This is a genomic window from Nocardioides oceani (assembly GCF_030412965.1).
GTDB lineage: Bacteria > Actinomycetota > Actinomycetes > Propionibacteriales > Nocardioidaceae > Nocardioides > Nocardioides oceani.
Genome location: NZ_JAUHJQ010000005.1, coordinates 215,978 through 230,220 on the forward strand (window position 1 = coordinate 215,978; position 14,243 = coordinate 230,220).

General features: G+C 72.2%; 10 protein-coding genes. 8 read left to right on the top strand and 2 right to left on the bottom strand.

Annotated features, from left to right (window positions below; translation table 11 throughout):
• The first annotated feature begins 9 nt into the window (after nucleotides 1–9).
• Genes QWY28_RS14195 through QWY28_RS14205 form a run of 3 tightly spaced genes read left to right on the top strand, consistent with a single transcriptional unit; the run spans nucleotide 10 to nucleotide 1,826 of the window.
• Nucleotides 10–819 (top strand): thymidylate synthase, encoded by an 810-nt coding sequence (locus QWY28_RS14195; protein WP_300953211.1) that lies wholly within the window; start codon nucleotides 10–12, stop codon nucleotides 817–819.
• Nucleotides 820–850: 31 nt separating this feature from the next.
• On the top strand, nucleotides 851–1,348 hold the full coding sequence (locus QWY28_RS14200) for a dihydrofolate reductase (RefSeq protein ID WP_300953212.1): 498 nt from the start codon (nucleotides 851–853) through the stop codon (nucleotides 1,346–1,348).
• 52 nt (nucleotides 1,349–1,400) lie between these two features.
• The gene (locus tag QWY28_RS14205; RefSeq protein ID WP_300953213.1) at nucleotides 1,401–1,826 is read left to right on the top strand and encodes a hypothetical protein; all 426 of its coding nucleotides are present in this window, start codon (nucleotides 1,401–1,403) and stop codon (nucleotides 1,824–1,826) included.
• Nucleotides 1,827–2,131: 305 nt separating this feature from the next.
• On the opposite strand, the gene QWY28_RS14210 is transcribed toward QWY28_RS14205, so the two are convergent.
• A complete protein-coding gene (locus QWY28_RS14210; RefSeq protein ID WP_300953214.1) occupies nucleotides 2,132–2,713 on the bottom strand; it encodes a sulfotransferase family protein in 582 nt (193 codons plus the stop codon).
• A 48-nt stretch (nucleotides 2,714–2,761) separates the two neighbouring features.
• Between QWY28_RS14210 and QWY28_RS14215 the strand changes: the two genes are divergently transcribed.
• The 3 genes from QWY28_RS14215 to QWY28_RS14225 are packed head-to-tail and all read left to right on the top strand — an operon-like array spanning nucleotide 2,762 to nucleotide 6,312.
• Nucleotides 2,762–3,700: an LLM class F420-dependent oxidoreductase gene (locus QWY28_RS14215; protein ID WP_300953215.1), complete on the top strand. Its 939-nt coding sequence runs from the start codon at nucleotides 2,762–2,764 to the stop codon at nucleotides 3,698–3,700.
• A gap of 10 nt (nucleotides 3,701–3,710) precedes the next feature.
• Nucleotides 3,711–4,613 carry a 4-hydroxy-tetrahydrodipicolinate synthase gene (dapA, locus tag QWY28_RS14220; protein WP_300953216.1) on the top strand — a complete coding sequence of 301 codons (903 nt, stop codon included), beginning with the start codon at nucleotides 3,711–3,713 and terminating at the stop codon, nucleotides 4,611–4,613.
• Between the two features lie 13 nt (nucleotides 4,614–4,626).
• The gene (locus QWY28_RS14225; protein ID WP_300953217.1) at nucleotides 4,627–6,312 is read left to right on the top strand and encodes a ribonuclease J; all 1,686 of its coding nucleotides are present in this window, start codon (nucleotides 4,627–4,629) and stop codon (nucleotides 6,310–6,312) included.
• Nucleotides 6,313–6,531: 219 nt separating this feature from the next.
• On the opposite strand, the gene QWY28_RS14230 is transcribed toward QWY28_RS14225, so the two are convergent.
• On the bottom strand, nucleotides 6,532–9,429 hold the full coding sequence (locus QWY28_RS14230; RefSeq protein WP_300953218.1) for a M4 family metallopeptidase: 2,898 nt from the start codon (nucleotides 9,427–9,429) through the stop codon (nucleotides 6,532–6,534).
• 219 nt (nucleotides 9,430–9,648) lie between these two features.
• Between QWY28_RS14230 and QWY28_RS14235 the strand changes: the two genes are divergently transcribed.
• Nucleotides 9,649–12,321 carry a DNA translocase FtsK gene (locus QWY28_RS14235; protein WP_300953219.1) on the top strand — a complete coding sequence of 891 codons (2,673 nt, stop codon included), beginning with the start codon at nucleotides 9,649–9,651 and terminating at the stop codon, nucleotides 12,319–12,321.
• On the top strand, nucleotides 12,318–14,207 hold the full coding sequence (locus tag QWY28_RS14240) for a helix-turn-helix domain-containing protein (protein WP_300953220.1): 1,890 nt from the start codon (nucleotides 12,318–12,320) through the stop codon (nucleotides 14,205–14,207). Before QWY28_RS14235 ends, QWY28_RS14240 begins: the two co-directional genes overlap by 4 nt.
• Nucleotides 14,208–14,243: the final 36 nt, after the last annotated feature.

Genomic DNA, 14,243 nt, shown 5'->3' on the forward strand with positions numbered 1-14,243 from the left:
CTCGGGCCCGTGCAGCAGTACCTCGATCTCCTCCGCCGCGTGCTCGACGAGGGCGTCGAGAAGGGCGACCGCACCGGAACCGGCACGCTCAGCGTCTTCGGCCACCAGATGCGCTTCGACCTCAGCGAGGGCTTCCCGCTGGTGACGACCAAGAAGGTCCACACCCGCTCGGTGTTCGGCGAGCTGCTGTGGTTCCTGCGCGGCGACACCAACGTGCGCTGGCTGCAGGAGCGCGGCATCAGCATCTGGGACGAGTGGGCCGACGAGCAGGGCGAGCTCGGCCCGGTCTACGGCTACCAGTGGCGCTCGTGGCCGACCCCGGACGGTCGTCACGTCGACCAGCTCGCGCAGGTCGTCGAGCAGATCAGGCGAGACCCCGACTCGCGCCGCCACATCGTCTCGGCGTGGAACGTCGCCGACATCCCCGACATGGCGCTCGCGCCGTGCCACACGATGTTCCAGTTCTACGTCGCCCCGCAGGCCGACGGCCCCGGCCGGCTGTCCTGCCAGCTCTACCAGCGCTCGGGCGACGTCTTCCTCGGCGTGCCGTTCAACATCGCCTCCTACGCGCTGCTGACCCACATGGTCGCCCAGGTGACCGGGCTCGAGGTCGGCGACTTCGTGCACACCCTCGGCGACGCGCACTTGTACCTCAACCACCTCGACCAGGCCCGCCTGCAGCTGACCCGCGAGCCGCGGCCGCTGCCCCGCCTCGTGCTCGACCCGACCGTCACCGCGCTCGACGCCTTCGAGCTCGAGCACATCGAGGTCGCCGGCTACGACCCGCACCCGGGCATCAAGGCCCCGATCGCGGTATGAGCCGCCGGACGAGCCGTCCGATGAGCCGCCCGTGACCCCCGGCGGCACCCGCGTCGTGCTCGTCGCCGCCGTCGCCCGCAACGGCGTGATCGGCGACGGCCCGGACATCCCGTGGCGGGTCCCCGGCGAGCAGAAGCGCTTCAAGGAGCTGACCTGGGGCCACGTGCTGCTCATGGGCCGCACGACGTACGACTCGATCGGCCGGCCCCTTCCCGGCCGCACCACCGTCGTGCTGACCCGCGACCCGTCCTGGTCCGCGAAGGGCGTGCTCGTCGCCCACGACCTCGACGAGGCGCTCGCGCTCGCGGACGGGATCGAGGGCGACCTGATGGTCGCCGGCGGAGCGCAGGTGTACGCCGCCGCACTGGCCGTCGCCGACGAGCAGGTGCTCTCCGAGGTCCACCTCGAGCCGGCCGGCGACGTGTACTACCCGGCCTTCGACCCGGGGGAGTGGCGCGAGGCGTCCCGCGAGCCCGCCGAGGGATACGACGTGGTCCGCTGGGTCCGGCGTACCCCTCCCGCTCGCTGAGGGCCGTCCTCCGGCTCGGGAACCACCCTCGCTTTCGCAGCGTCCTAGCGGCTTGAGGATCCTCGCCACCCCGGCTCTCCTGCTCGCTTCGCTCCTGGTGCACGGGTGCACCGAGGACGGTGCGCCCGAGTCCAGACAGCCCGAGACCGCGGTCGCCGAGACCAGCGGGGTGCCCGTCGATCCCGTCGACCTCGTCGCGCGCTACGAGACGAGCCAGTTCCAGACGGTCGTCCAGCTGCTGGGGTGCCCGACCGATGAGCGGCGCTTCTTCTCCTACGACCGGTCGGCACCCGCTCCGGACGCCACGGTCGAGGACGCGCTGGGGAGGGCGGCCACCTCCGCACGGGTCGTCGAGCTCTCGCCGACCGAGGTGCTCGCGCTCGTCACGACGACGGGACGTGTCAGCGACGTCCTGGTCGTCGCCCGGTGGGGCAACGGCGGCTGGGCGGTGGACAGCGGAGCCCGCTGCGCCTCCTAGCGCCGGCGCCCCGGGGTACGCCGCCGCATCGACCGACGTTTCATCGGCCGGCCGACAAAACTCCCGGTGGGCCGATGAAGTTCCATCGGCCCACCGGGAGCTTCAGCGGCCGGCCGATGAAACTTCCCGGCCGTCCGTCGTCGATGCGCAGCGTGGCGACCTCGACGTACCGGCTGAGTCCGCGGGCGACCGGAACCCACCGACAACAGTGCCGCTGCAGAGCACGCGGGCGGCGTGTGGAGCGACAGCAGTGCCGCTGAAGACAGGCCCCCGGGGCCCGAACGAGCCCGGAACGAGCCCGGCAGTCACAGTGCGGAGCGGTAGACCTCGAGGTCGGCGGCGTAGTGCTCCTCCAGCCGCGCGCGCAGGCGCGGGGAGACGTCGAGCTCGCGGGCGGGCGAGGCGTTCGCCCGGGCCGGTGCCGGTAGGTCGACGCCGAGGCGGTCGGCCATCCACGCGCTGGCCTGCTCGAGGTGCTCGTAGCGGTAGATCCGCTCGACGATGACGCGGCCGTCGACGTCGGAGACGAAGGTGGCCGAGCTGCCGAGGTTCACCTCGCCGGCGAGGATCTGCTCGGCGAACTCCTCGAACGACATCCCGCCGGTGTAGCGCGGCTTCCCCTCGAAGCCGGGGCGGGCGCGGTAGCGCCACCACGACGCCGCCCAGTCGACCGGCTCGCGCACCAGGCAGACGAGCTCGTAGCTCTCGCGCGGGAAGCCGTAGGCCTCCAGCGTCGGCGCGACGAGCCGCTCGAACGTGCGGGCGCGCATGTGCTTCATCGTCGGCGGCTTGCGGACGACCAGCTGCGCCTGGGCGTCGAAGCGGCGCTGGATCGCCGTGGAGCCGGTCTTCGTCATCGACAGGAACACGAAGCCTGCGTGCGCCATGGCGAGCATGGTGCGGACCCTATCCGGCGGGCTGGCAGGCTTGCCACCATGGAGCTGCGCATCTTCACCGAACCCCAGCAGGGCGCGACGTACGACGACCTGCTCGCCGTCGCCCGGACCACCGAGGAGCTCGGCTTCGGCGCCTTCTTCCGCTCCGACCACTACCTAGGGATGGGCACCGAGGGGCTGCCCGGCCCCAGCGACGCGTGGATCACGCTGGCCGGCCTGGCCCGCGACACCAGCACCATCCGGCTCGGCACGATGATGACCAGCGCGACCTTCCGCCACCCGGGTCCGCTCGCGATCAGCGTCGCGAACGTCGACGCGATGAGCGGCGGCCGGGTCGAGCTCGGCATCGGCGCCGGCTGGTTCGAGGCCGAGCACACCAAGTACGGCATTCCGTTCCCGAGCACCGGTGAGCGCTTCGACCGCTTCGAGGAGCAGCTCGAGGTCATCACCGGCCTGTGGGCGACCGAGGGGGGCTTCGACTTCGCCGGCGAGCACTACGCGGTCAGCGACAGCCCCGGCCTGCCCAAGCCCGTGCAGACCGGCGGGCGCCGCGGCGGACCGCCGGTGCTCATCGGCGGCCTCGGCAAGAAGCGCACGCCCGAGCTCGCCGCCCGGTTCGCCGACGAGTTCAACCTGCCGTTCGTCGACGAGGCGACGACCGAGGCGCAGTTCGCACGCGTCCGCGCCGCCTGCGAGGCGGCCGACCGCGACCCGGCGACGATGGCGTGGTCGAACGCGCTCGTGCTGTGCGTCGGCGAGGACGAGGCGGAGGTCGAGCGCCGCGCGGCGGCCATCGGCCGGGAGAAGGACGAGCTGCGCGAGAACGGCCTGGCCGGCACCCCGCAGGAGGTCGTCGACAAGATCGGGCGGTACGCCGCGCTGGGCGCCGAGCGCGTCTACCTCCAGGTCCTCGACCTCGGTGACCTCGACCACCTCCGGCTGGTGGCGCGCGACGTGATGCCCCACGTCGGGCGATAACCTGACCCTCATGACCGCCTCGACCCCCGCAGCGCCCTTCGGGCACGTCCTGACCGCGATGGCGACCGCCTTCACCGCGGACGGGTCGGTCGACCTCGAGGCGACCCAGCGGATCGCCCGGCACCTGGTCGAGCACGGCCACGACGGCCTGGTCGTCTCCGGCACGACGGGGGAGTCGCCCACGACCACCCCCGACGAGGACGGCGACGTCCTGGCCGCGGTCCGCGACGCGGTCGGCCCCGGGGTCCACCTCGTCGCCGGGGTCGGCACCAACGACACCCGCACGTCGTTGGGGCTGGCCAAGCAGGCGAAGAAGAACGGCGCCGACGGGGTGCTGCTCGTCTCGCCGTACTACAACAAGCCCGGCCAGCGCGGCATCCTCGGGCACTTCCGGCAGGTCACTGCCGCGGCGGAGCTGCCGGTCATGCTCTACGACGTCCCGGGCCGCACCGGCTCGACGATCGCCCTGGAGACCTACGAGCAGGCCGCCGCCTGGGACGAGGTCGTCGCGGTCAAGGACGCGGTCGGCGACTTCGCCCGCGGCGTACGCATCCGCGAGCTCGGCTACGCCGTCTACTCCGGCGACGACGAGGCCAACCTCGGCTGGCTCGCCCACGGCGCCGTCGGGTTCGTCAGCGTCGTCGGACACGCGGCCGGAGACCAGCTCAAGGCGATGGCCGACGCCTACTGGGCCGGCGAGCAGGGCACCGCCCTCGAGATCTACGCGCGGATGCTCCCCGCGATCGACGCCGTCATGGGCGTCGCCAACTACGGAGCGACCACCGCCAAGGCAGCACTCCAGCTGCTCGGCGTCCTCGACAACCGGCGGGTCCGGTCGCCCCTCGTGGAGCTGGACGACGACGAGGTCGCCGCGCTCCGCGCGGGCCTCCTGGCCGCCGGCCTCCTGACGTAAGGAAACGACCGGCTTGAGCCACCCGCACCCCGAGCTGTCCGAACCGCCGGCACTGCCCGAGGGAGGCCTCCGGGTCATCCCCCTCGGCGGGCTCGGCGAGGTCGGGCGGAACATGACCGTCTTCGAGTACGACGGGCGCCTGCTCATCGTCGACTGCGGCGTGCTGTTCCCCGAGGACCACCACCCCGGCGTCGACCTCATCCTCCCCGACTTCGGTCCCATCCGGGACCGCCTCGACCGGGTCGAGGCGCTCGTGCTCACCCACGGCCACGAGGACCACATCGGCGCGACGCCGTACCTCCTGCGCGAGCGCGGCGACATCCCGCTCGTCGGCTCCGAGCTCACGCTGGCGCTGCTGGACCCCAAGCTGCGCGAGCACCGGCTCAAGGAGACGGTGCACCACAAGGTCAAGGAGGGCGACCGGCTCTCCCTCGGCCCCTTCGACCTGGAGTTCGTGGCGGTCAACCACTCGATCCCCGACGCGCTCGCGGTCGCGATCCGCACGGGCGCGGGGATGGTGCTGCACACCGGCGACTTCAAGATGGACCAGCTGCCGCTGGACGGCCGGATCACCGACCTGCGTGCGTTCGCGCGGCTGGGGGAGGAGGGCGTCGACCTCTTCCTCACCGACTCCACCAACGCCGAGACGCCCGGCTTCACCCCGGCGGAGACGTCGATCACCCCGGTCATCGACCGGGTCTTCCGGGAGTCCTCCCAGCGGATCATCGTCGCCTGCTTCGCCTCCCACGTGCACCGCGTCCAGCAGGTGCTCGACGCAGCGCACGCCCACGAGCGCCAGGTGGCGTACGTCGGCCGCTCGATGGTCCGCAACATGGCCATCGCGCGTGACCTCGGCTACCTCAAGGTCCCGCCGGGCACGCTGGTCGACACCAAGGACCTCGCCGACCTGCCGCCGCAGCACCAGGTGCTGATCTCCACCGGTTCCCAGGGCGAGCCGATGTCGGCGCTGAGCCGGATCGCGCAGCGCAACCACAACTTCGTGCACATCGAGGAGGGCGACACCGTCCTGCTCGCCTCGAGCCTGATCCCCGGCAACGAGAACGCCGTCTACCGCGTCATCAACGGTCTGGCCCGCTGGGGCGCCCGCGTGGTGCACAAGGGCAACGCGCTCGTGCACGTCTCCGGCCACGCCAGCGCCGGCGAGCTGCTCTACTGCTACAACATCGTCCGGCCGCGCAACGTGCTGCCCGTCCACGGCGAGATGCGGCACATGCTCGCGAACCGCGACCTGGCGAAGGCGACCGGCGTCGAGAATGTCGTCGTGGCCGAGGACGGCGTCGTGGTGGACCTCGTCGACGGCGTCGCGTCGATCACCGGCAAGGTCGACTGCGGCTACGTCTTCGTCGACGGCTCCTCGGTCGGTGACATCACCGAGTCCGACCTCAAGGACCGCCGGATCCTCGGCGAGGAGGGCTTCATCTCGGTCATCGTCGTCATGGACTCCGTCAGCGGCAAGGTCTCCGCCGGACCCGAGATCCACGCCCGCGGGTTCGTCGAGGACGCCGTGGACTTCGAGGAGATCAAGCAGCCGATCATCGACGCCCTCGACCGGGCCGTCGCCGAGGGCAACACCGACACCTACCAGCTCCAGCAGACCGTACGTCGCGTGATCGGCCGCTGGGTCAGCGGCACGCACCGCCGCCGCCCGATGATCATCCCGGTCGTCATCGAGTCCTGACCGACGGTCCGGTCCCGCCGGGGCGCCGCCCCAGGAGTCCCACCGGCACCACCTACCGGGGTGGTCCTGCACTTCTCAGGGGAGATCTGCCCCGATATGTGCAGGGGTCCCCGGTTAACCGGGGACTCCTGCACCCGTCGGTCAGCCCGCACAGCAGCAGGCCCCGCCCGGATCGCTCCGGACGGGGCCTGCTTGGTCGTGCTGGGTGGTGCGGGTGGGTCAGCGGACGTCGGCGGTCTCGCGCCGCGCCTTGCCGCCCTTCTTCTTGTCCTTGCACACGACGACCTTCACGTCGTCGACGTACCAGCCGTCGACGCCGCCGCAGCCGTCACGGCCGAGCTCGAAGCGGATCTTGATCTTGTCGCCCTTGCCGGCGCCGGCCTTGGCGAGGTCGACGATCGAGGTACCCCACGAGCCGTTGACGACGCCGCCGTCGGTGCCCGAGAAGCCCTCCTCGCCGGCGAGCGGGTTGGTGCTCTCCTCGGCCGCGGTCGTCAGCGTGGTGTTGGGCTTGTTGAAGACGTAGGCCTTGGCGGGGATGACCTTCCACTTGCCGCCGTTGACCTGGATCTTCACGTTGCCGCCGTCGTAGCCGGCCTCGGTCGCCACGTAGTGCTTGAACTGCAGCCGGCGCTTGAGGCCCGCCTTGAGCGCGATGCCGGGGCTGGTGATGGCGTTGGCGCTGGACTTGTCGCCCTCGCCGTTGGTGCACTGGCCGACGTCACCGGACGGGTCGTAGGCGACCTTGTTGCCCTTGCGGCCGGGGGCCTTGGAGGTGGCACGCCAGTCGATGCCGGAGCCGCCCTCGAAGACGACCCGCTCGGACAGCTTCCACTTCTTCAGGCCCTTGCTGAAGTCGTCGCCCCAGACGACCTTCGAGCTGGTGCCCTTGCCGCAGGTGCCCGGGGCACCCTTGGCCAGCAGCGGCTTGAAGTTGCACTGGGTCGGCGGGGTGGTCAGCTCGGTCGCCTGCGCGGCGGCGTCCACCGCGGCGCAGTCGGTCGGGGTGACCGGCTCGGCCACCTCGGGCGTGGCGTTCTCGGCGACGCTCACCTTGTTGATCGGCTTGCCGACCAGCTCGGTGCAGGAGGCGGCGAGGCCCTCGGCCAGGTCGGCGAAGTCCGACGTGGGGCCGAGCTTGGTGGACTGGGTGCGCCAGAAGATGTTGGCGGCCTTGTCCAGCCCGATGCCCGGCACGGTGACGTCGTTGGAGGTGCCGCCGTCGACGAGCAGGGCGTAGGTGTGGTTGACCACGCCGGAGTTGCTGTGCACGCCGCCGGAGTCGTCGGTGGAGCACTTGTACTCCGCGTCGCTCACCTTGCCCGGGTCGCCGTAGCAGGTCGGGTTCCACATGTCGCGGATCGCGCCGCCGAAGGCGGCGTCACCCTCGCCGGAGAGCCAGCGGTAGGACTCGAACCGCTCACCGGCGGCGTCGACGATCTCGACCTCGACGGTCTCGCCAGCGGCGAGCGCGGCCCGGATCGCCTCACGGTCGGTCAGGCCGATCGACACGGTCGGCGGGAGGGTCGTGTCGGCATCGGAGAAGCCGACCGGCGCGTCCTCGCGGTTGCCGATGATGACGGCCTTGGCACCCTCGGCCTTCGCGACCTGGGCCTTCTGCACGAAGGTGCACAGCCCGCGGTCGACGAGCACGATCTTGCCGGTGACGTCGGCGGGGGAGGTGTACTCCGTGCAGCCGTCGGTGGCGGTGCCGCCCTCGTCGACGGCGTCGGTCGGTGCGACGACCTGGCCGATGACCGGCTCGTCGAGCTCACCGAGCGTGCCACCGGTGACGCACTCCTTGGCGATGCTCTGCGGGGCGGTGATCGTCAGCACCGGGATGGCGCCGCTGAACGACGAGCACAGCCCGTCGGCCCGCTTGGGGTCCGGGGTCTGGTTGCCGCGGGTGTTGATGATGTCGACGGTCTCGCCCCAGATGTCGGAGAAGGCCTCGTTCATCGCGCCGGGCTGCCACTGGTAGATCAGGCCGGAGGTGTACTCGGTGTAGGCGTGGCCCCACTCGTGCGCGACGGTGTCGTCGGAGGTGACGTCCGTGCAGTAGTTGGTGGTCGTGCCGTTCCAGTTCGCGTTCGGGCACTCGATGCGCGGGTCGTTGTTGACGGTGCGCATGACCGCGCCCTTGCCGTCGTAGGAGTCGCGGCCGAAGCTGTTCTTGAAGAACCAGTACGCCTCGCCGGTGCCCTCGACCAGGCTGCGCTGGTCGGCGTCGAGCCCGCCGGGGAAGGGGTCGCCCTCCTTCCAGATCGGCTCCTCGAGGCCGCCGATGGTGTCGTCCTCCTCGTCCTCGGGGGTGCCGTTGTCGTCGAGGAAGGCCTCGTAGAGCTCGCGCTCGAGGTTGCCGTGGACGAGGGAGTAGCGGTTGAGCAGCTTGCCGGTCGTCGCGTCGACGAAGACCTTGTCGCGCAGGCTCTTGGTCGCGTTGGCGACCTCGACGACGTACGCCAGGACTGCCTCGCCCTCGATGCCCCGGATCGCGCCGGTGCGGTAGACGGTCAGGTCGGTCGCGACGGCCTCGAGGCCGCGCAGGTCGGCGCGGTGGTCGCCGGTCTGGTTGACCCGGACGGTCGCGACGGCGCGGCGCGCGGCGTCGGCCTCGCCCAGCCGCGGCGTGGTGCCCAGCCGCAGGTCGGGGGCGACGTACCCGCTGACCGCGGTGAGGTCGCCGTCCTTGTCGACGCTCGCCTTGAGCTGGGCGCCGAAGACCGGGAGCCCGCCGTACTGCTGGGTGTAGGTGACGGTCCAGCCGAGCGGGTCGGCCACGACGCCGCTCTCCCGGAGCTGGTCGGCCGGCGCGCCGAACGCGGCGGCGTACCGGTCGAGGTAGGCGGTGGCCTTGGCTGCCGCGCCCGTGGCCGAGGTGGCCTGGACGGTGGGCAGGAGGTCGCCGTTGCGGGCGGCGCGGGCGAACCCGACCTTGCCCGTCGCCGGCTCGGTGGCGAGCCGGACCGCGCCCTGTGCCTCGCCCTTGAGGCGCTGCACCAGGGACTCGCCGGCCACGGGCGCGGACTGCTCCGCCGCGGTGGCCAGCTGGCTGGGGACGGCGGCGATGCCGGCTCCCAGCAGAACGAGGCTGAGCCCCGTCTTCAGGATCTTCACGTAGATACCCCTCCGAGTGTGGGTGAACGTCGGCCCCGTGTTCGCAGCCGACTCGCGCACCCTAAGGACGCCCGTGCGGCGAGGTCCATAGCAGCGGGAAAATTCCCCGTTACGTCCGGCGACAGCCGGAAGGCGTCCCCCGGGTCGCGGCGCGCTCGGGCACGACACGCAATCGTGTGGTCCCTGTGACTGGAGTGACGGGGAAGTAGGTTGACGACCATGGCGACCCGTACGTCTTCCCCGCCGGGGTCGCGGAGCAAGAGCACGTCCACAGCCAGGTCCCGCAGCAGTGCGGGCAGCGGCCGTGGGGGTTCGAGCACCCGATCCCGGAGTACGCCCACCCGACGACCAGCCGCGAGCGCGAGCAAGAAGCGTCCCGCGACGCGCAAGCCTGCCCGCGGCGGTGCTCGTCCGGCTCCCCGGGCGGTGCGCAGCGGCACCGGACCGGTCGCCCTCTTCTTCCAGGCGCTCGCGCGCGGGGTCGTGGCCGTCTGGCTCGGCATCGCCCACGGCGTCGGCGCGGTCGCCCGCGGCATCGGCCACGGCGCCCGTGACATCGACCCCGAGCACCGCCGCGACGGCGTCGGGCTGCTCCTCCTCGGCGTCTCGCTCGTCGTGGCCGCCGCGGTGTGGTTCCAGGTCCCCGGTGGGGTCATGGACCTCACCCGCACGGCGGTCTCCGGCACCGTCGGCAAGGTCGGCTGGTTCGTGCCGATGGCCGTGGCGTACGCCGGCGTGCGCACCATGCGCGACCCGGTGCGCAACGGCCCGGCCGGCCGGCAGGTGGTCGGCTGGACCGCGCTCGCCTTCGGGGTGCTCGGCATCGTCCACATCGCCAACGGCAACCCGCAGCCGGTCGCCGGCGACGCCAGCGACCTGCAGGGCGCCGGGGGAGCGGTCGGCTTCGTGGTGTCCTCGCTGCTGCTCGACCTGCTGCGCACGGCGTACGTCGTCGTGCCGCTGCTGCTGCTGGTGGCCGTCTTCGGGGTGCTCGTCATCACCGCGACGCCGGTCTACCTCGTCCCCGAGCGGCTGGCCGACCTGCGCGACCGCCTGCTGGGCCGTCAGGTCGACGAGCACGGCGACCCGGCGCCCTCCCGTCGCCGCGGCGCCCTCGACGACGACGAGATCGACCCCGAGATGGGGGACCCGGCGTACGACACCCCGGTCCTCGAGGACCGCGAGGTCAAGAAGCGCCGCGGCCGGAAGGCCGCACCGGTGGAAGAGGAGACCGACGCCGGCATGGAGGTCTTCGACCCCTACGCCGACGAGGTCCCGGACTTCCCCGACCTCGCCGACCCGGACGCGACCGTGCTCACCGAGGCCGTCGCGGCGGAGACCGGCGAGCTCGCCAAGGGCGACATCCAGCCGCCCCCACACACGCCGCTCCCCGAGCGGGCCGAGCAGCTCGCCATCTCCGGTGACGTCGTCTACTCCCTGCCGGGCAACGAGGTGCTCAAGCCCGGCTCGGTGCACAAGGCCCGGTCCAAGGCGAGCGACGCGGTCGTCGACCGGCTCACGCAGGTCATGGAGGAGTTCAGCATCGACGCGCAGGTCACGGGCTACACCCGTGGCCCGACGGTGACGCGCTACGAGGTCGAGCTGGGCCCCGCGGTGAAGGTCGAGAAGGTCACCGCGCTGTCGAAGAACATCGCCTACGCGGTGGCCTCCGCCGACGTGCGCATCCTCAGCCCGATCCCGGGCAAGTCCGCGATCGGCATCGAGATCCCGAACGTCGACAAGGAGATCGTCTCCCTCGGCGACGTGCTCCGCTCCGGCACCGCCCGGGGCGACCACCACCCGATGGTCGCCGGCCTCGGCAAGGACGTCGAGGGCGGCTTCGTGGTCGCGAACCTCGCGAAGATGCCGCACCTGCTGGTCGCGGGTGCGACCGGCTCGGGCAAGTCGTCGTTCATCAACTCGATGATCACCTCGATCCTCATGCGGGCCACGCCCGACGAGGTCCGGATGATCATGGTCGACCCCAAGCGGGTGGAGCTGAACGCCTACGAGGGCGTCCCGCACCTGATCACCCCGATCATCACCAACCCGAAGAAGGCCGCCGAGGCGCTGGCCTGGGTCGTGCGCGAGATGGACCTGCGCTACGACGACCTGGCCAACTTCGGGTTCCGCCACATCGACGACTTCAACAAGGCTGTCCGGGCGGGCAAGGTCGAGGTGCCGCCGGGCAGCGAGCGCGAGCTGGCGCCGTACCCCTACCTGCTGGTGATCGTCGACGAGCTCGCCGACCTGATGATGGTCGCGCCGCGCGACGTCGAGGACGCGGTCGTCCGGATCACGCAGCTGGCGCGCGCGGCCGGCATCCACCTGGTGCTCGCCACGCAGCGGCCCTCGGTCGACGTGGTCACCGGCCTGATCAAGGCCAACGTGCCCTCGCGGCTGGCGTTCGCGACGTCCTCGCTGGCCGACAGCCGGGTCATCCTCGACCAGCCGGGCGCCGAGAAGCTCGTCGGCCAGGGTGACGGACTGTTCCTGCCGATGGGCGCCTCCAAGCCGGTCCGCGTGCAGGGCTCGTGGGTCACCGAGGCCGAGATCGCGCAGGTGGTCAAGCACTGCAAGACCCAGCTCGAGCCGACGTACCGCGAGGACGTCACCGCGCCGGCCGCGGCCAAGCGCGAGCTCGACGACGACATCGGCGACGACATGGACCTGGTCATCCAGGCCATCGAGCTCGTCGTCTCCACGCAGTTCGGGTCCACCTCGATGCTGCAGCGCAAGCTCCGGGTCGGCTTCGCCAAGGCGGGCCGGCTCATGGACATCCTCGAGAGCCGTGGGGTGGTGGGTCCGAGCGAGGGCTCCAAGGCCCGTGACGTGCTCGTGAAGCCCGACGAGATCGACGGCGTCATCGCGACCCTGCAGGGGGAGATGTGAACGGATCGGCCCGGAACCAGTCAGCACTGCTGGACCACGACGACCAGGGCTTCGCGCCCGACGACCACGAGGAGCTCCCGGACGAGGAGCTCTCCACGGCGCCCGAGGAGGGCCTGGTCGTACGCCGCAACGCCGCGCTGTCCGCGGCGGTCGGCGGCCTCGCCTCGGCCGTCGCCATCGCCTACCTCGCCCGCGCGAGCGGTTCGGGCGCCTGGCTGGACTGGGTGCTCTTCGTCGTCATGGGCCTCTTCGCGGCCGGGCACCTGCTCGCGCTGCTGGACTCCCGCGGCCCCCTGTTGGTGGCCGACGGCCACGGCGTGCGGATCCGCGAGGGGCGCGCGTGGCACGGGATGACGTGGGACTCGCTGCTCTCCATCGAGCACCTGCCGCGTCGCGGGCTGCTCCGCGACGGACGGCTCGACGTCGTCACCGCCGGGCCCGGCGGTGAGGAGCAGGTGCTGTCGGTGCCGCTGTCGATGTCGACCCGCGTCACCAGCGACGACCCCGACCTCACCTCCGCGCTGCTCACGCTGACCGACGGCCGCACCGAGGTCGTCGAGCTCGACCCCACCCTGCCGCTCGACGACGAGGAGCCTGTCGAGGCGCCGGCCTCCGAGGAGCCGGTGGTCGCCGAGCCGGTCGTCGAGTCGGTCGTCGAGCCGGTCGTCGAGCCCGTGTCGGAGGAGCCCGTCGACAAGCCGGTGTCCGAGGAGCCGGTGTCCGAGGGGCCGCTGTCCGGGGAGCCTGGCGGCCCGAGGATCCCCGACCCGCGCCCCGCGCTGGCCCGCGGCATCGGCGCGGTCGCGGCGCGGCTGTCGCGGCGTCGCGAGACCGCCGAGCCGATCGAGGCGGCGGACGAGCCGCTGACGGCGTACGTCGAGGAGGCGAGCCCGACCCCGAGCCCGCTGCGGATGCCCGTCACGGCCGTCCGCGCCGAGACCGTGCACGACGGCCTGGCGGCCGGCGCCGTCCAGGGCGCGACGGCGCTCGACCTCGGCGACGGCGCGCGCCCGGTCGCGCGCAGCCTGCCCGAGGCGCGGGAGCTGCGCCGCCCCGGCAGCGTCGACCTGGTCGAGGACACCGAGACCTGGGGCGCACGTCCCGACGCGCCCCGGACCCCGGTCGTCATCGACGGGTTCGCGATCGAGGCGCCGGTGCAGCCGGCGGTCGACCCGGTCATCGGCCCGCAGCTGACGGCGGCGCGCGAGCGCATCGGCCTGACGGTCGACCAGCTGGCCGACCGCACGCGCATCCGTCCGCACGTCATCGAGTCGATCGAGGTCGACGACTTCGCCCCGTGCGGCGGCGACTTCTACGCCCGCGGCCACCTGCGCACGCTGGCGCGCGTGCTCGGCATCGACGTGGCACCGCTGCTGGCGGCGTACGACGAGAGGTACGCCGACGCCCCGATCGACCCGCGCCGCGTGTTCGAGGCGGAGCTGGCCACCGGCGCGAACGGCTCGATCCGCGGCACCCGCGGCGGCCCGAACTGGTCGGTCCTCGTCGCGGCCGTCATGGCGCTGGTCCTGGCCTGGTCGGTCGCGCGGCTGGTGATGGACAGTCCGGTCGACCTCAACGGCGACGCGCTCGTCCTCAACGGCTCGCGCGGCATCGACAACGGCAGCACCGAGGTCGGCAAGCCGGTGCCCGTCCTGCTCACCGCCTCCGGTGGCGGGACGAACGTCGTGGTCCGTGACGGCTCGAACGAGATCGTGTTCTCCGGGGACCTCGCCTTCGGTGAGTCCAAGGAGCTGCGGGTGGCCCCGCCGGTGCGCGTGCAGTCCTCCGACGGCTCCCTGGAGGTCGGCGTCGCCGGCGGCGAGCCGGAGGCGGTCGGCGAGACCGGCCAGCCGGCCACCGGCACGTTCGTGGCGCCCGCGGAGTAGCCGCCCGGGCCGGGCCCTCCGGCCCGCCGTCCTCAG

Excerpts from the sequence above, each read along its gene's own strand:
- QWY28_RS14215 (WP_300953215.1), top strand. The coding sequence starts at position 2,762 with ATGGAGCTGCGCATCTTCACCGAACCCCAGCAGGGCGCGACGTACGAC.
- QWY28_RS14235 (WP_300953219.1), top strand. The coding sequence starts at position 9,649 with ATGGCGACCCGTACGTCTTCCCCGCCGGGGTCGCGGAGCAAGAGCACG.
- QWY28_RS14210 (WP_300953214.1), bottom strand. The coding sequence starts at position 2,713 with ATGGCGCACGCAGGCTTCGTGTTCCTGTCGATGACGAAGACCGGCTCC.
- dapA (WP_300953216.1), top strand. The coding sequence starts at position 3,711 with ATGACCGCCTCGACCCCCGCAGCGCCCTTCGGGCACGTCCTGACCGCG.